The sequence below is a fragment of the Cobetia sp. LC6 genome, assembly GCF_030264805.1.
In the GTDB taxonomy this organism is placed as follows: domain Bacteria; phylum Pseudomonadota; class Gammaproteobacteria; order Pseudomonadales; family Halomonadaceae; genus Cobetia.
This window is the reverse complement of record NZ_JASSPL010000001.1, coordinates 41,621-59,011: the sequence shown is the minus strand read 5'-3', so window position 1 is coordinate 59,011 and position 17,391 is coordinate 41,621. Positions and strand designations below refer to the sequence as shown.

The 17,391-nt window shown below is 64.1% G+C and carries 19 protein-coding genes; 9 read left to right on the top strand and 10 right to left on the bottom strand.

Features of this window, described 5'->3' with window-relative positions; translation table 11 throughout:
- Window positions 1-129: 129 nt before the first annotated feature.
- Entirely contained in the window at window positions 130-582 is a 453-nt protein-coding gene (locus tag QQF40_RS00285) for a Z-ring associated ZapG family protein (protein WP_043332529.1), read from the top strand.
- An 87-nt stretch (window positions 583-669) separates the two neighbouring features.
- Here the strand turns inward: QQF40_RS00285 and QQF40_RS00280 are convergent, their stop codons facing one another.
- Window positions 670-1,437, bottom strand: a complete 768-nt coding sequence (locus QQF40_RS00280) for a Nif3-like dinuclear metal center hexameric protein (RefSeq protein ID WP_285460100.1) — start codon at window positions 1,435-1,437, stop codon at window positions 670-672.
- Between the two features lie 187 nt (window positions 1,438-1,624).
- Between QQF40_RS00280 and QQF40_RS00275 the strand changes: the two genes are divergently transcribed.
- Window positions 1,625-2,941: a S1C family serine protease gene (locus QQF40_RS00275; protein WP_175088333.1), complete on the top strand. Its 1,317-nt coding sequence runs from the start codon at window positions 1,625-1,627 to the stop codon at window positions 2,939-2,941.
- Window positions 2,942-3,057: 116 nt separating this feature from the next.
- On the opposite strand, the gene hisD is transcribed toward QQF40_RS00275, so the two are convergent.
- The 9 genes from hisD to QQF40_RS00230 form a co-directional block, all read right to left on the bottom strand.
- Window positions 3,058-4,362 carry a histidinol dehydrogenase gene (hisD, locus tag QQF40_RS00270; protein ID WP_175088334.1) on the bottom strand — a complete coding sequence of 435 codons (1,305 nt, stop codon included), beginning with the start codon at window positions 4,360-4,362 and terminating at the stop codon, window positions 3,058-3,060.
- A gap of 192 nt (window positions 4,363-4,554) precedes the next feature.
- The gene (gene hisG, locus QQF40_RS00265) at window positions 4,555-5,199 is read right to left on the bottom strand and encodes an ATP phosphoribosyltransferase (protein ID WP_043332537.1); all 645 of its coding nucleotides are present in this window, start codon (window positions 5,197-5,199) and stop codon (window positions 4,555-4,557) included.
- 83 nt (window positions 5,200-5,282) lie between these two features.
- On the bottom strand, window positions 5,283-6,548 hold the full coding sequence (murA, locus tag QQF40_RS00260; protein WP_175088335.1) for a UDP-N-acetylglucosamine 1-carboxyvinyltransferase: 1,266 nt from the start codon (window positions 6,546-6,548) through the stop codon (window positions 5,283-5,285).
- A gap of 12 nt (window positions 6,549-6,560) precedes the next feature.
- On the bottom strand, window positions 6,561-6,815 hold the full coding sequence (locus QQF40_RS00255) for a BolA family protein (protein ID WP_043332541.1): 255 nt from the start codon (window positions 6,813-6,815) through the stop codon (window positions 6,561-6,563).
- A 223-nt stretch (window positions 6,816-7,038) separates the two neighbouring features.
- Window positions 7,039-7,410 carry an STAS domain-containing protein gene (locus QQF40_RS00250; protein ID WP_254626951.1) on the bottom strand — a complete coding sequence of 124 codons (372 nt, stop codon included), beginning with the start codon at window positions 7,408-7,410 and terminating at the stop codon, window positions 7,039-7,041.
- 14 nt (window positions 7,411-7,424) lie between these two features.
- Window positions 7,425-8,087, bottom strand: a complete 663-nt coding sequence (locus QQF40_RS00245; protein ID WP_175088336.1) for an MlaC/ttg2D family ABC transporter substrate-binding protein — start codon at window positions 8,085-8,087, stop codon at window positions 7,425-7,427.
- Window positions 8,088-8,226: 139 nt separating this feature from the next.
- Window positions 8,227-8,691, bottom strand: a complete 465-nt coding sequence (gene mlaD / locus QQF40_RS00240) for an outer membrane lipid asymmetry maintenance protein MlaD (RefSeq protein ID WP_043332545.1) — start codon at window positions 8,689-8,691, stop codon at window positions 8,227-8,229.
- Window positions 8,691-9,491: a lipid asymmetry maintenance ABC transporter permease subunit MlaE gene (mlaE, locus tag QQF40_RS00235; RefSeq protein WP_175088337.1), complete on the bottom strand. Its 801-nt coding sequence runs from the start codon at window positions 9,489-9,491 to the stop codon at window positions 8,691-8,693. Before mlaE ends, mlaD begins: the two co-directional genes overlap by 1 nt.
- A complete protein-coding gene (locus tag QQF40_RS00230; protein ID WP_175088338.1) occupies window positions 9,488-10,408 on the bottom strand; it encodes an ABC transporter ATP-binding protein in 921 nt (306 codons plus the stop codon). The genes mlaE and QQF40_RS00230 overlap by 4 nt, the downstream gene beginning before the upstream one ends.
- A gap of 303 nt (window positions 10,409-10,711) precedes the next feature.
- On the opposite strand from QQF40_RS00230, the gene QQF40_RS00225 reads away from it, so the two are divergent.
- From QQF40_RS00225 to QQF40_RS00195, 7 genes are all read left to right on the top strand, one after another.
- Window positions 10,712-11,656, top strand: a complete 945-nt coding sequence (locus QQF40_RS00225) for a calcium/sodium antiporter (RefSeq protein ID WP_285460099.1) — start codon at window positions 10,712-10,714, stop codon at window positions 11,654-11,656.
- Between the two features lie 98 nt (window positions 11,657-11,754).
- Complete coding sequence (locus QQF40_RS00220) at window positions 11,755-12,810, top strand: KpsF/GutQ family sugar-phosphate isomerase (protein ID WP_285460098.1); 1,056 nt, start codon at window positions 11,755-11,757, stop codon at window positions 12,808-12,810.
- A gap of 128 nt (window positions 12,811-12,938) precedes the next feature.
- Window positions 12,939-13,508 carry a KdsC family phosphatase gene (locus tag QQF40_RS00215; protein WP_052384400.1) on the top strand — a complete coding sequence of 190 codons (570 nt, stop codon included), beginning with the start codon at window positions 12,939-12,941 and terminating at the stop codon, window positions 13,506-13,508.
- A complete protein-coding gene (gene lptC, locus QQF40_RS00210; protein ID WP_175088341.1) occupies window positions 13,508-14,191 on the top strand; it encodes an LPS export ABC transporter periplasmic protein LptC in 684 nt (227 codons plus the stop codon). Before QQF40_RS00215 ends, lptC begins: the two co-directional genes overlap by 1 nt.
- Before the next feature lie 108 nt (window positions 14,192-14,299).
- Window positions 14,300-14,878, top strand: a complete 579-nt coding sequence (gene lptA, locus QQF40_RS00205) for a lipopolysaccharide transport periplasmic protein LptA (protein WP_225347607.1) — start codon at window positions 14,300-14,302, stop codon at window positions 14,876-14,878.
- A 3-nt stretch (window positions 14,879-14,881) separates the two neighbouring features.
- Window positions 14,882-15,622 (top strand): LPS export ABC transporter ATP-binding protein, encoded by a 741-nt coding sequence (gene lptB, locus QQF40_RS00200; RefSeq protein WP_043332551.1) that lies wholly within the window; start codon window positions 14,882-14,884, stop codon window positions 15,620-15,622.
- Window positions 15,623-15,855: 233 nt separating this feature from the next.
- Window positions 15,856-17,304 (top strand): RNA polymerase factor sigma-54, encoded by a 1,449-nt coding sequence (locus QQF40_RS00195; RefSeq protein WP_285460097.1) that lies wholly within the window; start codon window positions 15,856-15,858, stop codon window positions 17,302-17,304.
- Window positions 17,305-17,391: the final 87 nt, after the last annotated feature.

Genomic DNA, 17,391 nt, shown 5'->3' with positions numbered 1-17,391 from the left:
TGACCTGCTGGACACCAGACCGATCCCGAGATCGGCGTGATGGAACATCATTGAATACCGGCATCGTATCTCAGCGCTACCATGCCCCAGCGGTGACGATCACCGCAGTCGTGACACAAGGAGAGCGACGTGAACGAGAGCAACATTGACTGGATCCTGGCCATTGCCTGTTTTCTGGCTGGCATCGGTATCGGCGCCTTGTGCTACCACCTGCTGAATGCCAACGTGGCCCGCAATCAGAAGACCCGCCAGAAGCTGGCTGAGCGCGAGCTGGAGCTGACCCAGTTCCGCGATGCCCTCAATGACCACTTCTCCAAGGCCAGCGACCTGACCGACCAGATCCAGCGTGCCGGCAATGAGCTGCGCCAGCACCTGGCCACTGGCGCCACCGCGCTGTGCGATGACAGCCAGCTCAAGCGCCGCCTGCTGGACACCGACACCACGCCGGACGACAGCGAGACCGACAAGGTCGACCTGCCGCGGGATTACGCCGACAACCGCGGCACCCTGTCAGAGGACTTCGGCCTGAAGCCGCAACCGAGTGAAGGCGAGACTCCGGCCACCAACCCGCCGCGTATCTGATCGTTTGCTGTCGTGAACATTTCACGGCATCTGAAAACGACAACGGCCACCTTGCGAGGTGGTCGTTGTCGTTTCCGGCATCAGATGTCACGCCGGGTTGTCGATATCCACGAAGCGGTGCTCCACACCATGCTCGGCGGCCAGCCATTCGCCCAGGGCACGCACACCGTCACGCTCGGTCGCATGATGCCCCGCCGCGAAGTAGGTCACTCCCTCTTCACGGGCGCTATGGGTGGTGCGCTCGGAAATCTCGCCCGAGAGGAAGGCATCGACGCCGGCCTCGACGGCCAGACCGATATAGTCCTGAGCGCCGCCGGTGCACCAGGCAATGCGCTTGATGGGGCGATCATGACCGGCCACCACCAGCACCTCACGCCCGAGACGCCGACTGAACTCGGCCCCCAGCGCGGCGCTGTCCAGCCCTTCCACCTCAGCGGCCAGGCGCCCGACATGCACCAGACCACGCCCGGGCACGCCATCCAGACAACCTTCACTGACCAGCCCCAGACGCTCGGCCAGCTGGGCATTGTTGCCCAGGGTCGGATGCGCATCCAACGGTAGGTGGAAAGCCGCCAGATTGATGTCATTGGCCAGCAAGGTCTTGAGGCGCCGACGCTTCATGCCGGTGATCTGGGCCGGTTCGTTCTTCCAGAAGTAGCCGTGGTGCACCAGCACCAGGTCGGCCTGCCAGGCGATCGCCTCATCGAGCAGCGCCTGACTGGCCGTCACGCCGGTCATCACCCGGCGCACCTCACGACGCCCCTCCACCTGCAAGCCATTGACGGTATAGTCCTTGAAGGCCTGCGCCTCCAGACAGCCATCCAGTGCCTTCATCAGCGTGTCACGATCAGCCATTGGGCCTCCAGCAGTCAGAATCATCGAGTGTTACACTGGCGAGCATTGTAACGGCGCATCGGCGCCATGTAAGCGTGTCGCGCCTTGACCGGGGCCATCCCTTCGCGTTGGCACGCGGACTATCAGGCTATCCATCTTCATGTCCGCAGCATCGCGTCGATGCGCAGACTTTTCATCAGGTAATCCGATGCCCCGTTCTCTTCGCAGTACACTGCTCCCGCTACTATGGCCCGTCGTCACCGGCGTCCTGCTGGCCGTCGTCGTGCTGGACCGCTTTCCGACGCTGGGCCTGGGCGAGCCCGCCCCGCAGCAGAGCGAGCAGGCAGGCAACACCCCCTATCCGAGCCCGTCACGGAACTCCGCCGCCAATCAGCAGGTACTGCCGCCTCCGAGCCTGACGCTGTCAGCGGCGCAGCGCGAAGAGTCGGCAGACCCGGTACTGCGTGAAGCACCGCCGCTGCAGCGCAACAGCGGCCCGGCCAGCTATCAGGCCGCAGTGGACGCTGCCGCACCGGCGGTGGTCAACATCTACTCCTCGCGCGAGATCAAGGACGACAGCAAGCATCCGCTGATGTCCGATCCCTTCTTCAACCAGTTCTACGGGGAGGACGCCCTGCGCAGCCAGCGCATGCTGTCGAGCCTGGGCTCCGGCGTCATTCTCTCCAGTGACGGCTATATCCTGACCAACAACCACGTCATCCAGGGCGCCGACCAGATTCAGGTCGCCCTGCGCGATGGCCGCGAGACATTCGCCAAGGTCGTGGGCGTGGACCCGGAATCCGACCTCGCGGCACTCAAGATCGATCTCGACAACCTGCCCACCGTCGCGATCGCCGATTCCGCCCAGGTCCATGTCGGCGATGTCTCGCTGGCGATCGGCAACCCCTTCGGGGTCGGCCAGACGGTCACCATGGGCATCATCTCGGCCACCGGGCGCAACCATCTTGGCCTGAACGCCTATGAAGACTTCATCCAGACCGATGCCGCGATCAACCCCGGCAACTCCGGCGGCGCGCTGATCAACACCGACGGCTCACTGGTCGGCATCAATACCGCCATCTATTCGCGCTCCGGCGGCTCGCAGGGCATCGGCTTCGCCATCCCCGCCAACCTGGCGCGCGACATCCTCGAATCGCTGGTCGATCACGGTCGCGTGATTCGTGGCTGGCTGGGCCTGGAAGTGCAGGAACTGACGCCGTCGCTGGCGCACTCCTTCGGCCTGAGCGCCCCGCAAGGCGTGGTGGTGGCCGCCGTACTGCGTGACGGCCCTGCCGCACGCGCCGGCCTGCGTCCGGGCGATATCCTGACCGCCATCGGCGGCAAGCGCCTGCTGGATGCACGCCTGGCCATGGCCGACATCGCCGCCGTCAAACCCGGCAATGCGCTGGAACTGCGCCTGCTGCGTGACGGCAAGACACTGGACATCGACGTCAAGGTCGGCGAGCGCCCGATTCCCGACAACACGCCGGCGGCCGCCGAACCGACCCTGCAGGACAAGGACTGAGCCAGAGTATCGGCGCGACGCCTTGAGCAGAACACCCGCTCCATGATGAAAGAAGCCCCGCGACGGTGTCCGTCGCGGGGCTTCTTTTACTGACCAGACAAGGCTCAGTCTCAACCTCAGTCGAGAATGCGATTCTCGGCACTGCGCGCATGCGCCGTCAGTGACTCGCCGTGTGCCAGCACCGAGGCTGTACGCCCGAGCACTGACGCGCCTTCCGGCGAGCACTGGATCAGCGAGGAACGCTTCTGGAAGTCATAGACGCCCAGCGGCGAGGAGAAGCGCGCGGTGCCGGAGGTCGGCAGCACGTGGTTCGGCCCGGCGCAGTAATCGCCCAGCGCCTCGGAGGTGTGCGAGCCCATGAAGATGGCGCCGGCGTGACGCACGCCCTCGACCCACTCCTCGGGATTCGCCACCGAAAGCTCCAGGTGCTCCGGCGCGATGCGGTTGGTCAGCTCCAGCGCCTGCTCCGGCCCGCTGACGCGAATCAGGGCACCGCGCTCACGCAGCGAGGTCAGGATGATCTCGGCGCGCTCCATGGTCGGCGCCAGGCGCTCGATGGAGGCCTCGACGGCGGCCAGGTGCTCGTCATCCCACCCGATCAGGATCGCCTGAGCATCTTCGTCATGCTCGGCCTGGGAGAACAGGTCCATCGCCAGCCAGTCCGGGTCGGTCACACCATCGCTGACCACCAGAATCTCGGACGGTCCGGCGATCATGTCGATACCGACCTGACCGAACACCGCACGCTTGGCAGTCGCCACGTAGATGTTGCCGGGGCCGACGATCTTGTCGACCCGCGGCACGCTCTCGGTGCCATAGGCCAGCGCCGCCACGGCCTGGGCGCCGCCGATGGTGAAGACACGGTCGATACCCGCCAGGTGCGCCGCGGCCAGCACCAGCTCATTGACCACGCCGTCCGGCGTCGGCACGACCATGATGATCTCGCGTACGCCCGCGACATGCGCCGGAATCGCATTCATCAGCACGGAAGACGGATAGGCCGCCTTGCCGCCCGGCACGTAGATCCCGGCACGGTCCAGCGGCGTGACCTTCTGGCCCAGCAGGCTGCCGTGCTCGTCCTTGAAGGACCAGCTTTCCGGCTTCTGGTGCTTGTGATAGACACGCACACGCTCGGCAGCCACGGCCAGCGCCTCGCGCTGATCCGCCGGCAGGTCGGTATAGGCCTGGGCCAGACGCTCGGCACCGATGACCAGCTCGGCCATGTTCGAGACATTCAGGCGGTCGAAGCGATTGGAGAACTCCACCAGCGCCGCATCGCCTTCCTGCTTGACGCGCGCGAGGATGTCGGTGACTCGATGCTGAACCTCTGCATCGGACACGCCTTCCCATGACAGCAAGCGGTCCAGGCGGGCGGTAAAATCGGTATCACGGCTATCAAGCCGGTTGATCAAGGTATCCATGCGAACCTCTTTTCTCATTGCTTGGCAGAGAAGGCTGAACCGGACGGGCTCTGTCCAGCGCCTGCCCGCATCATCTTGAAAAGCATCGTGATGAGCAGGGGGCGGCAGCTGGCGTTTCGAGTGTCATCTTCTGCCACGGTCATCTATGCGACCTTGGGTATCCATAGGACCGATGCCAACAGCACGCCGCCATCACGCCTCGCGGCGAGCTTCCACGGCCTGACGCAGGCGATCGATCAACGGCTTGAGACGATCGTGCTTCATTGTCATGGCGGCCTTGTTGACCACCAGACGCGTGCTGATGTCGGTGATCAGCTCGCGCGGCTCCATGCCGTTGGCGCGCAGGGTGTTGCCGGTGTCGACGATATCGACGATCTCGTCGGCCAGGTTCATCAGCGGGGCCAGTTCCATCGCGCCGTAAAGCTTGATGACTTCGGCCTGGATGCCCTGCTCGGCGTAATAGCGACGCGCGACATCGACGAACTTGGTCGCGACACGGCGGCGAGCGCCCTGCTGCTGCTGACCGACGACACCGGCGGTCATCAGGCGGCACTTGGCGATTTCCAGGTCCAGCGGCTCGTACAGGCCTTCGGCACCATGCTCGAGCAGCACGTCCTTGCCGGCGATCCCGAGATCGGCCGCGCCCAGCTGCACGTAGGTCGGCACGTCGGTGGCACGAATGATGACCAGCTTGACGTCCGGCAGATTGGTATCGAAGAGCAGCTTGCGGCTCTTGTCGAGATCTTCCAGCGGCTCGATGCCAGCGTCAGCCAGCAGCGGCAGGGTTTCCTTGAGGATACGCCCCTTGGAGAGGGCGACGACCAGTTGCTTGCTCATGGGGTATTCGCCCGTGCTTGTACGTAGGAATTCGGCACGCGCTGTCGGTCAATCAACACCGACAGCGCGAGGTGGGCCACTGATCAGCCGGCGGAGCGACGAATGATCACGTTCAGCCCGGACAGCTTCTCTTCGATGCACTCGTAACCGCGGTCGATGTGATAGATGCGATCAACCATGGTCTCGCCGTCGGCGACGGTCGCCGCGATCACCAGCGAGGCAGAGGCGCGCAGGTCCGTCGCCATCACCGGCGCGCCGGACAGGCGCTCGGTGCCGGTCACGACCGCGGTGTTGCCCTCGAGCGCGATGTGGGCGCCCATGCGGTTGAGCTCCTGCACGTGCATGAAGCGGTTCTCGAAGATGGTCTCGATCACGGTGCTGGTGCCTTCCGCGACCGCATTCATCGCCACGAACTGGGCCTGCATGTCGGTGGGGAATGCCGGGTACGGCGCCGTACGGATATTGACCGCCTTCGGGCGCTTGCCGTGCATGTCCAGCTCGATCCAGTCATCACCGGTGGTGATGGTGGCGCCGGCTTCTTCCAGCTTGGCCAGTACGGCGTCCAGGGTGTCGGCACGCGTACGCGTGACACGCACCTTGCCGCGCGAGGCAGCCGCCGCGACCAGGAAGGTGCCGGTCTCGATGCGGTCCGGCATGACGGAGTATTCACAACCGTGCAGCTTCTCGACACCGTCGATGACGATGGTGTCGGAGCCCTGGCCCGTGATCCTGGCGCCCATCGCGATCAGGCACTCGGCCAGATCGACGACTTCCGGCTCACGCGCGGCGTTTTCCAGCACGGTGCGGCCATCGGCCAGGGTCGCGGCCATCAGCAGGTTCTCGGTACCGGTGACGGTCACGACGTCAAAGACGATACGCGCGCCTTTCAAGCGGCCACCCGGCGCCTTGGCGCGGATGTAGCCATTCTCGACCGTGATCTCGGCCCCCATCGCCTCAAGGCCACGGATGTGCAGATCCACCGGACGCGAGCCGATGGCGCAGCCGCCCGGCAGCGAGACCTCGGCACTACCGAAGTGCGCCAGCAGCGGGCCCAGCACCAGAATCGAGGCACGCATCTTCTTGACCAGGTCGTAGGGCGCGTGACAATGCTCGACCTTGGAGCCATCGAGCTGCACGGTCATGTTGTCGCCCATCACCGGCTCGACGCCCATGCGCCCGAGCAGCTCGAGGCTGGTCGTGATGTCCTGCAGATGCGGCAGGTTGCTGATGGTCACGGGGCCTTCCGACAGCAGCGTGGCTGCCAGAATGGGCAGTGCCGAATTCTTGGCGCCGCTGGCCCAGACTTCCCCGTTGACCGGCCCGTTGCCAGTGATGATCAGCTTATCCATGAAATGTTCCGGTCAACCCTGAGCGTTGCCGGCGGCAGCTTCGAACTGCGCCGGGGTATAGGTACGAATGCTGATGGCATGCAGCGCGCCAGAGCGGATCTCGTCATTGAGTGCGGAGTAGACCAGCTGCTGGGCCTTGACGCGACTCAGCTCGGCAAAGACATCCCCCACGGCGACGACCTGGAAATTGCAGCCCTCACCCTGGATATGAAAATCGACGTTCTCGATACGAGCCTCGAGCAGGGCCTTGACATCATTCGGTTGCATGACGGGCGATGACTCCTTCGCGGTACATGTCGGGATCGTGGCAGGGAATCCTTGCGCGACGATCGATGCGATATGACCGCACATGGTAATCAAAAGCGCGCGGGAACGCGATTGGCAGTCAATCGCTGCCTCCACGTTGCCGCGCGCATGAATGGCGATTAGGACAAGCCTCTAGCATCCAGCAAAGCGGTGCAGCCTGACAGACAATCAGGCCACCGCTGGCTCAGGACGTCTCGAGTGACAGCGGGGGCTCTGCGCTGATCTCAGCGACATTCAGCCCCGGCAGCAGGTTTTCCAGTCCGGAGACTGCCGCCAGTCGGCTCAAGGCGGGGGACAGCGCGAGATGAGTGACATGCCCACCATGCTCCGCCAGATGGCGCTGCCACTCGAGCAGCACGCTCAGGGTAGCGGTGCTGGCGCTATCCACGCCGCAGAGATCGATGGAAACCCCATCATCGCGGCGCCCCAGCCATTTCCTGCCGGAATCCGCCAGCTCTGCGGCATTGTCGAAATCCGGCTGGCCACTCAGGCTCAACCGTGCGTCACCGGCTTCCAGCGTGACGCCCTCGCGATCGAAGAGAGTTTTCATGGTCATGGCGACGACAGGGCTCAACCGTTGCCCTGATCCCCCTCACCCTTCTCGAGGTCGACATCCGGCTGCCAGCCCTTGATGACGGCATCGATGTCGCGGCCGTTGTCACGCATGGCCTGGTCGAACTGGTTACGGAAGGTCAGGCCCAGGTTGACGCCATTGACGATCACGTTGACCACCTTCCACTCGTCGTTGCGCAGACGCATGGAATAGGCCACCGGGTAGACCTTGCCCTTGGTATCGACCACGTCCATGTAGACGGTGTCCTGGTCTTCATAGCGACGCTCGCCTTCGCTGTCCTTCACGTCCAGCCTGGCGTAATCGAAACTCACCAGACCCTTGGCATAGGTGCCGATCAGGGTGTCATGGAAGACCTTGGAGAATTCGGTGCGCTGCTCAGGAGAGGCGCCCTTGAAGTACTTGCCCATCACACTGGCGGCGATATAGCGATAATCCACCACCGGCTTCAGCGCGGAATCCACCAGGCTTTCCAGCTCGTCGACGTTGTCCTTGTAGTAGCTCTCGCGGCTATCGATCTTGGTGGTCAGGCCCTCGACCGTGTCACGCAGCAGCACGTCCGGCTCCTGCGGGGCGGCCATGGCCAGCGGGCTCAGCGCCATCAGGGCGGACAGGCTCAGCACGCTCAACGGACGAAACAGCTTCTTGAGGCTAGAGGTCATCAGGGTTGCTCCTTGAAAATGTGCATCGTGCTGGAACGCGAAGCTGCAAGCACCGAATCAGGTCTTTCGGCGTATTACACGCATGCGCCGGGTGCCCGGGCTTCGATGAACAGCGCTTCGAGAATCAGCGCTTCCAGAATCAGCTCTTCGAAAAATTGGACACGAACTGCTGGATCAACTCCTCCAGCACCAGTGCAGACTGGGTATCGCGAATGGTGTCGCCGTCCTCCAGCACGTCCGGGTCTCCCCCGGTACTCAGGCCGATGTACTGCTCGCCCAGCAGGCCGGACGTCAGGATGGCGGCGGTGGTGTCCTTGCTCAGCTTGCCACGCAGGCTGCTGTCCAGCTTCATCGTGACACGGGCGTCAAACCACTTCGGGTCCAGCTCGATCTTCTCGACGCTGCCGACGGCAACACCTGCCATCGTGACCTTTGACCGCGCCTTGAGGCTTCCGATCCCTGAGAAGTTGGCATTGAGCACGAAGGTGTCATCGGCCTGCTGGAACGTGACGCCGCTGACACGCAGCCCCAGGAAGACCATTCCCAGGAAACCAGCGAGTATGAACAGGCCCACGCCGAACTCGAGCATGCGGGTACGTTTCATCAAATCTCTCCGAACATGACGGCCGTGAGGACAAAGTCGAGTCCCAGCACCGCTAAAGATGAATAAACCACGGTACGTGTGGTGGCGCGCGAAATGCCTTCCGAGGTCGGGATCAGGTCATAGCCCTGGAAGACGGCGATCCAGCTGACCACCAGCCCGAAGACCAGTGACTTGATGACGCCATTCATGACATCACCGATGAAATCGACGTTCGACTGCATGCTGCTCCAGTAGGCGCCCTCGTAGATGCCCAGCCAGTCGACCCCCACCAGCTTGCCGCCCCAGATCCCCACGACACTGAAGCCGATGGTCAGCAGCGGCAGCGAGACGAACCCGGCCCACAGGCGCGGCGCGACGATGCGCTTGAGCGGATCGACGCCGATCATCTCCATGCTGGTCAACTGCTCGGTGGCCTTCATAAGGCCGATCTCCGCCGTCAGCGCCGACCCCGCACGCCCGGCGAACAGCAAGGCCGCGACCACAGGTGCCAGCTCACGCAGCAGTGACAGCGACACCATCTGCCCCAGCGCCTCCTCGGCACCGAAACCGACCAGAATGGTGTAGCCCTGCAGCGCCAGCACCATGCCGATGAACAGCCCCGAGACCAGCACGATGGCCAGCGACAGCACACCGACGAAGTGCATCTGCCGCATCCACAGGCCGATGCCCTCACGGGACGGGATGCCGATACCGGCCTGCACCAGCAGCATGCCGGCACGCCCGATGGCCGCGATCACGTCGATGCTGCTGCGGCCCAGTGACGTGATGGCCCCGAGCGGGCCACGATTCAGACCACTCATGACTCTCTCCTGCGGGTTGCCGCTTCGCGACCATCGAGAATGTCGCCGGCGAAGTCCGGGGCGGGGTAATGGAAGGGCACCGGGCCATCCGGCTTACCGTGGATGAACTGGGCCACGCGCGGGTCCGATTCGGCGTTCAGCGCCTCGGGGGTACCCTGCGCCATCACCTTGCCATCGGCGATCACATAGACGTAATCGGCGATGGTCAGCGTTTCCTTGATGTCGTGCGAGACCACCAGCGCCGTCATGCTCAGCGCATCGTTGAGGCGCCGGATCAGATTGACCAGCACGCCCATCGAGATGGGGTCCTGCCCGGCGAACGGCTCGTCGTACATGATGAGGTCCGGGTCCAGCGCGATGGCTCGCGCCAGCGCGACACGCCGTGTCATGCCGCCGGAGAGTTCGGCCGGCATCAGTTCACGCGCGCCGCGCAGCCCGACGGATTCGAGCTTGATCAGCACGATGTCACGAATCATCGCATCGGGGAGGTCGGTGTGGACGCGCAACGGGAAGGCGACGTTCTCGAACACGCTCAGGTCGGAGAACAGGGCACCGCTCTGAAACAGCATGCCCATGCGACGGCGCATGCGAAACAGCTCGCGCCGCGACAGGCCATGCACGTGCAACCCGGCGATCTCGACGCGCCCCGCCGAGGGCGTCAACTGGCCGCCGATCAACTTGAGCAGTGTCGTCTTGCCGGTACCGGAAGGCCCCATGATGGCGGTTATCTTGCCGCGCGGGATCTTGAGGTCGATGCCGGAGAATATCTCGCGTTCTCCACGGGTGAACCGCAGGCCTTCGACACGAATCAGGGCGTCATCGAGATTGATCTCGCCTGCCGCGCCGCGTGAAGAAGCCTGCGCATCCTGGCCGTCCGCACCCGTCCGGGTTGCGGTCTGACCGGGCAAATCAGTCATAGAAGCATCCGCTGTGAGGGACCTTCGCCGTGACAAGCCACACGCAGTCGGCTCGTGAACAGGACGAATGTCCGAGTCATGGGATCCAAGGATCAAGTTAGTTAGCGAACATCGTATCCGAACCCACCCCTGCGCCGCCAGTCTCATCAAGGCAACAGAGCCGTGCCGCGGGGAGCGACACGGTCAGCAATGCGCTCAACAATGGGAACACGGCCACTGCCTTGCAAAGGATTGGGGGGATGCGTTTAATGGCGCGGTTCCCGGCGATACGCCACCGCCCTGCCCCCTGCCCCGAGAGTTCTGATGCTATATCCCATCCTCGCAGTCGTCATCGGCCTGATTGGCCTTGTCTGGAGTGCTGATCGCTTCATCGAAGGAGCCGCGGCCACTGCGTGGCGCGCCGGGATGAGCAAACTGCTGATCGGGATGACGATCGTCTCGGTCGGCACCTCTGCCCCCGAGATCGTCGTCTCCATCATGGCCTCTCTTGATGGCACTCCGGATATCGCGACCGGCAATGCGCTTGGCTCCAACATCGCCAATATCGGCCTGGTGCTCGGCGTCACGGCGCTGATCGCCCCGATTCCGGTGCATTTCGGGCTGGTGCGCCGCGAGCTGCCGCTGCTGCTGGCGGCCACGGCGCTGGGCGGTTATGCGCTGTCCAACAGCGGGCTTGAGCGTCTCGATGGCATCCTGTTGCTGGCCCTGCTGGTCTTCACGCTGGTGTGGCTGTTCAAGGTCGACTCGCCAAGCGAGACGGAAAGCCAGGATGACGTACCCGAGATGAGCACCGGACGCGCCATCTTCTGGCTACTGGTCGGTCTGACGGTATTGATCGCCAGCTCGCGTGCGCTGGTGTGGGGGGCGACCGACATCGCCCAGGCACTCGGCGTGCCGGAATTGATCATCGGCCTGACCGTGATCGCCATCGGCACCAGCCTGCCGGAACTGGCCACCAGCGTGGCCAGCGCCCTCAAGCGCCATCACGACATCGCCATCGGCAATGTCATCGGTTCCAACCTGTTCAACATCCTTGCCGTGCTGCCCGTGCCGGGCCTGCTGGCGCCGGGTCCGGTGGATGGCAGCGCCATCAGCCGTGACTATCCGGTGATGCTGGGGCTGACGCTGCTGCTGGCCGCGTTGCTTATCTGGCAGCGCCGTGGGCGCATCGGCCGTGGCCCGGGTGTTATCCTGCTCGCCGGCTATCTGGCCTACACGGCCTGGCTTGCCATCAGCCTGACTCGCTGACGGCAGCGTCTTCATCATCGTTTGCCACGCCGCCGCGCGGGATACACGCCCTTTCCGCGCGGCCTGAGCCCTGGCCAACCACAGGCAACAATTCGATCATGACAGAGCCTTCCAGCACTCCACACGCCACCGCACCTGGCGCCTCAGCATCCAGCCAGTCCGCCGCCGCTGATGAGACTCCGGCCAGCCAGGCGGATTTTCGCGCCAGCGCCCGTCGCACCTTCGCCATCGAAGAGGCGGCCATCGCCGCGCTCGAAAGCCATCTCGATGACGACTTCGACCGCGCCTGTCAGCTGATGCTCGCCACCAAGGGCCGCGTCATCGTGACCGGCATGGGCAAATCCGGCCATGTCGCCAGCAAGATCGCCGCCACCCTGGCCAGCACCGGCACCCCGGCCTTCTTCGTCCACCCCGGTGAAGCCAGCCATGGCGACCTGGGCATGATCACGCCGGCCGATGTGGTACTGGCGCTGTCCAACTCCGGAGAGACCGCCGAAGTCACTGCGCTGCTGCCGCTCTTGAAGCGCATGGGCACCCCGCTGGTCTCGATGACCGGCAAACCCGGCTCGACCCTGGCGCGTGATGCCGAGGCGCATCTGGACACCAGCGTTGCCCAGGAAGCCTGTCCGCTGAACCTGGCACCCACCGCCTCGACCACCGCTGCGCTGGTGATGGGCGACGCCCTGGCAGTGGCACTGCTGGAGGCCCGCGGATTCACTGCCGAGGAATTCGCCCTTTCCCACCCGGGCGGCAGCCTGGGTCGCCGCCTGCTGCTGCGAGTCCAGGACGTGATGCATCATGGCGACGCCCTGCCGCGCGTGGCACTCGGCAGCCCGCTGCGCGATGCGCTGCTCGAGATCACACGTCAAGGCATGGGCTTCACCTGCGTGATCGATGATGACGACCACCTGGTCGGCGTCTATACCGATGGTGACCTGCGCCGCACACTCGACCAGCACGGCGATCTGCGCGCGCTGAAGGTCGATGATGTCATGACCCGCGGCGGCAAGACCGTGCGTGCCAGCATGCTGGCCGCCGAAGCGGTGCGCATCATGGAAGAAAACCGCATCAGCGTTCTGGTAGTCTGTGACGAGGATGAGCACCCCATCGGAGCCATCCATATGCACGGCCTGCTGGCCAGCGGCGTGATCTGAACTCCCGCGGGCGTTCGCTGTCTCTGTTCGACGGCAGATCGTCCCGACAGTAGACGCTACCGCTCAACGCCCATCAGCGCCGTTCACAGGACAGCGTCAAGCATGCACGGAGTGCGAGGAGAAAGACCATGAGCGACACGAATTCCCTGAGCGAAGAATATCCGCAGGACATCATCGACCGCGCACGCCGCGTGCGCCTGCTGGCGCTGGATGTCGATGGCGTGCTCACCGACAACCGCCTGCACTACGATGCCAACGGTGTCGAGACCAAGTCCTTCCACGTCCAGGATGGCCATGGCCTCAAGCTGGTGCTGCGCAGTGGCGTTCGCGTCGCGCTGATCACCGGCCGCAGCTCACCGATGGTCGAGCGTCGCGCCAAGGAATTGGGCATTCAGGATGTCATCCAGGGCCGTGAAGACAAGCTGGTCGCGCTGACCGACCTGTGCCGCGAGCACGGGATCGAGCTGGAAGAGGTCGCCTATTGTGGCGATGACCTGCCGGACCGCGAGGCCATTCGTCGTGTCGGTCTCGGCGTCAGCGTGCCCAACGCCATGGCCTACGTGATGAGCGAGGCCAACTGGGTCACCTCACGCCAGGGCGGCGATGGCGCCGTACGCGAGCTCTGTGATCTGCTGCTCAAGGCACAGGGCCACTGGGCCTCGGTGCTGGATACCTACCTGCAGGAGTCGCGCCCCTGATGTTACGCCTGCCCCGCCCTTCTCCGCGTCTCTGGCTGATGCTGCTGTTGCTGCTCGTCGGTGGCGTGCTGGCGCTGATCGAGCAGCGCAACAGCCTGGAATCGACCGTCAATGTCGAGGTCGACAGCAGTGAGCCGGATTACTATCTCGACGGGGCAGACATGACACGCTTCGATGCGCGCGGCGTGGCGATCCAGTCCATGAGCTCGCCGCATATCGAGCATACGCCAGGCGATGACGTGACCCGGGCGCAGACCCCGAAGATTCGCACCAACGACAGTGAAGACCGCCGCTGGTATGCCACGGGGGACAGTGGCGTGTTGAGCGCCGGCGGCGACACCTTCACTCTCGAGGGCAATGCCAGACTGCGCCAGCCCGATGACCGCTGGACCCTCGATACCGATGTTCTGCACTACAGCCGTGATCAGAATCGCGCCTGGAGTGACGTGCCGGTCGTGATCACCCAGAATGGCCAGCATGTCGAAAGCGACAGCTTCAGCGCCGACCTCTCCCGGGATTCCGCCGTGCTGCAGGGCCGCGTGCGCAGCGTCCTGCAACCCGGCACGGGCCAGAGCGAGGCCAGCAAGGAAGCCGAGCGCATCGACTCGGGCACCGACAGCACCACTACCGATGACGGGCGCATCAACAGCACCTTCGAGGCAGCGCCTGCCAGCGGTGAATGAACCTGCCGGGCTGGCCGTCGCGCCATGACCCGCGCCGCAACACCTTCTTCCCTGCCGCTCGATGGCATCATTGCTCGGGCGGCGACCCCGTCATGCCAAGGAGCCACCATGACTTCCACGACTCGCAAGCCCTTGACGGCCTGTCGCCAGACCCTCAACAGCGGTGTCATGGCGCTCTGCCTGGCACTGGGCATGTCCACCTTCGCCCCGGCCGCCATGGCGCTGGACAGTGATGCCAGCCAGCCGATCAACATCGCCGCGGACGCCCTGTCTCTCGATGACAAGGCCGGCACAGCCACCTACACCGGCCAGGTGGAGATGCGCCAGGGCAGCATGAAGCTCGATGCCAGCCGCGTCGATATCAGCCGCGCCGGCAGCGGCGAGATCTCGCTGGTCAAGGCCACCGGCAAGCGTGCCTACCTGGAACAGCAACCCGCACCCGACGAGAAGCTGGTCAAGGGCTGGGCCGACACCATCCGCTATCATGCGCTGGAGCGCCGCGTGGAGCTGGTCGGCAATGCGCGTCTCGAGAAAGGCGATGACACCTTCGAAGGCGGCTACGTGGAGTATTTCCTCGACAAGCGCCAGGTGAACGCCAACAACAGCAAGACGGCACAGCAGACCGAAGGCGGTCGCGTACACATGACTTTGACGCCGCGCGGCGCCAATGCCAGCAAGGAAAACTGAGTCATGACTGCTGCTACCCCGCGTACGCTGAGCGCTCGCCATCTGGCCAAGGCCTACAAGGGCCGCAAGGTGGTCAAGGACATCTCGCTTGAGATCCGTCAGGGTGACATCGTCGGCCTGCTGGGCCCCAACGGCGCCGGCAAGACGACCTCGTTCTACATGATCGTCGGGCTGGTGCGCGCCGATGCCGGCAACGTCTCCATCGACGACAAGGACCTTTCCGCTGCCGCCATGCATCAACGCGCACGCGCCGGCATCGGTTATCTGCCGCAGGAGGCGTCGATCTTCCGCAAGCTGTCGGTGGCCGACAACATCATGGCGATTCTGGAAACCCGCAAGGATCTGGATCGCAATGGCCGCAAGGCACGTCTTGAAGAGTTGCTCGAGGAATTCAGCATCACGCATATTCGTGCCAGTGCCGGCATGAGCCTGTCCGGCGGGGAGCGTCGTCGGGTCGAGATTGCCCGCGCACTGGCCACCGAGCCGGACTTCGTACTGCTCGATGAGCCCTTCGCCGGCGTCGACCCCATCTCGGTGGGCGAGATCAAGAGCATCGTGCGTCAACTGCGTGACCGTGGCATCGGCGTGCTGATCACCGACCACAACGTGCGCGAGACACTCGATATCTGTGACACCGCCTATATCGTCGGCGATGGTCAGATCATCGCTCACGGTGACGCGGACTCCATCCTGGCCAACCAGCAGGTACGCGACGTCTACCTGGGCCACGAGTTCACGCTCTAGGGCCAGCGGATGCGCTGAGCCCTCCCACGGCGAAAGCTTCATAAGCCGCTGCGTGATTTTATCGCGTAGCGGCTTTTTCATGTCTGACATCAGGCGCATGCATGACGTCCATACCACCTTGGTGTAAACATGGCATGCAAGTTGCTTGAATATTCACTGCAACCACTTGTCAGTGGCCCGAGTCACGGTATAGCGTAGTAAGCACGTTCCTTTGCCGTGAATTGACTGACTCCATGAAACCCACCCTGCAACTCCGCCTCGGCACCTCGCTGACCATGACGCCGCAGCTTCAGCAAGCGATCCAGCTGCTGCAGCTGTCGACGCTCGACCTGCGTCAGGAGATTCAGCAAGCCCTCGAGTCCAACCCCATGTTGGAGCTCGACGAGGACTACGAGTCGCTGGATGTCATCGAGACACAGGATACGAGCGAGATCTCCACTGCCGACTCCTCGAGCGAGATTCCCGAGGCATACCCTCTCGACAGTGACTGGTCGGACCTCTACCAGGACCACGCCGGTAGCCTGACCAGCTCCGGCAGTGGCAGCGGGAGCGAAGAAGGGCCGGACTTCGATCGCAATACCAGCGTCGAGAGCCTGCAGGACCACCTGCGCTGGCAGCTGGCGATGACCGACCTCGATGGCCGTGAACGCCAGATGGCGGAGAGCCTGATCGATGCCGTCGACGGTGCCGGTTACCTGAGCCTGTCACTCGATGAGCTGGTCGATGGTCTGCGCGGCCAGGGCCTGCCCGGCCTCAAGGCCTCCGAGCTCGAGCAGGTACTGCTGCGTCTGCAGCAGTTCGACCCGACCGGCGTCTTCGCCCGCGACCTGCGCGAGTGCCTGCTGCTGCAACTGGCGCTGCTGCCGGATGATCTGCCGCTGCTGGCGCAGGCGCGTCGCCTGGTACGTCAATTCCTCGAGGCACTGGGCAACGATGATCGCAAGCTGCTCAAGCGCCGACTGAGCCTTGACGATGACGAGCTGGATCACGTCATCCGCCTGGTGCGCGCGCTCGATCCGCGTCCGGCATCCGCCTGGGGCGAGCCCGCCAGCGATTACGTGATCCCTGATCTACTGGTGCGTCATACCCGCCACGGCTGGCAGGTCGAGCTCAACCCGGAAGCGCTGCCCAAGCTGCGCATCCAGCCGGAATACGCCGCACTGATCAAGCGTGCCGACAAGTCCGCCGACAACACCTTCCTCAAGGACAACCTGCAGGAAGCGCGCTGGCTGATGAAGAGCCTGTCATCACGCAATGACACCCTGCTCAAGGTCGGCCGCGAGATCATGGCGCGCCAGATCGACTTCCTCGAGCAAGGCGAGGAAGGCATGAAGCCACTGATTCTGGCCAACATCGCCGAAGTGGTCGAGATGCACGAATCGACCATCTCGCGGGTCACGACCCAGAAATACATCCACACCCCGCGCGGCGTCTTCGAGCTCAAGTTCTTCTTCTCGAGCCAGGTCGGTGGCAGCGGCAGTGGCGACGCCCACTCAAGCACCGCCATTCGTGCCCGCATCCGCAAGCTGATTGCGGAAGAACCGGCTCGCAAGCCTCTCTCCGACTCACGCCTGGTCGATCTGCTCGCCAGCGATGGCATCGAGGTCGCACGCCGTACCGTGGCCAAGTATCGCGAAGCGATGGGCATCCCATCCTCCAGCGAGCGCAAGCGTCTGGCCTGATGCGTCACCTGCGGCTGCCATGCGCCTGGTCTCCCTCCTATCATGGCCGTTGCCGCCAACCTCAAACACTGGTTTTCTCTCTCACCA

Coding starts and splice junctions, on each gene's coding strand:
- QQF40_RS00280 (WP_285460100.1), bottom strand. CDS start 1,437: ATGGCTGATCGTGACACGCTGATGAAGGCACTGGATGGCTGTCTGGAG.
- QQF40_RS00275 (WP_175088333.1), top strand. CDS start 1,625: ATGCCCCGTTCTCTTCGCAGTACACTGCTCCCGCTACTATGGCCCGTC.
- hisD (WP_175088334.1), bottom strand. CDS start 4,362: ATGGATACCTTGATCAACCGGCTTGATAGCCGTGATACCGATTTTACC.
- hisG (WP_043332537.1), bottom strand. CDS start 5,199: ATGAGCAAGCAACTGGTCGTCGCCCTCTCCAAGGGGCGTATCCTCAAG.
- murA (WP_175088335.1), bottom strand. CDS start 6,548: ATGGATAAGCTGATCATCACTGGCAACGGGCCGGTCAACGGGGAAGTC.
- QQF40_RS00255 (WP_043332541.1), bottom strand. CDS start 6,815: ATGCAACCGAATGATGTCAAGGCCCTGCTCGAGGCTCGTATCGAGAAC.
- QQF40_RS00250 (WP_254626951.1), bottom strand. CDS start 7,410: ATGACCATGAAAACTCTCTTCGATCGCGAGGGCGTCACGCTGGAAGCC.
- QQF40_RS00245 (WP_175088336.1), bottom strand. CDS start 8,087: ATGACCTCTAGCCTCAAGAAGCTGTTTCGTCCGTTGAGCGTGCTGAGC.
- mlaD (WP_043332545.1), bottom strand. CDS start 8,691: ATGAAACGTACCCGCATGCTCGAGTTCGGCGTGGGCCTGTTCATACTC.
- mlaE (WP_175088337.1), bottom strand. CDS start 9,491: ATGAGTGGTCTGAATCGTGGCCCGCTCGGGGCCATCACGTCACTGGGC.
- QQF40_RS00230 (WP_175088338.1), bottom strand. CDS start 10,408: ATGACTGATTTGCCCGGTCAGACCGCAACCCGGACGGGTGCGGACGGC.
- QQF40_RS00225 (WP_285460099.1), top strand. CDS start 10,712: ATGCTATATCCCATCCTCGCAGTCGTCATCGGCCTGATTGGCCTTGTC.
- QQF40_RS00220 (WP_285460098.1), top strand. CDS start 11,755: ATGACAGAGCCTTCCAGCACTCCACACGCCACCGCACCTGGCGCCTCA.
- QQF40_RS00215 (WP_052384400.1), top strand. CDS start 12,939: ATGAGCGACACGAATTCCCTGAGCGAAGAATATCCGCAGGACATCATC.
- lptC (WP_175088341.1), top strand. CDS start 13,508: ATGTTACGCCTGCCCCGCCCTTCTCCGCGTCTCTGGCTGATGCTGCTG.
- lptA (WP_225347607.1), top strand. CDS start 14,300: ATGACTTCCACGACTCGCAAGCCCTTGACGGCCTGTCGCCAGACCCTC.
- lptB (WP_043332551.1), top strand. CDS start 14,882: ATGACTGCTGCTACCCCGCGTACGCTGAGCGCTCGCCATCTGGCCAAG.
- QQF40_RS00195 (WP_285460097.1), top strand. CDS start 15,856: ATGAAACCCACCCTGCAACTCCGCCTCGGCACCTCGCTGACCATGACG.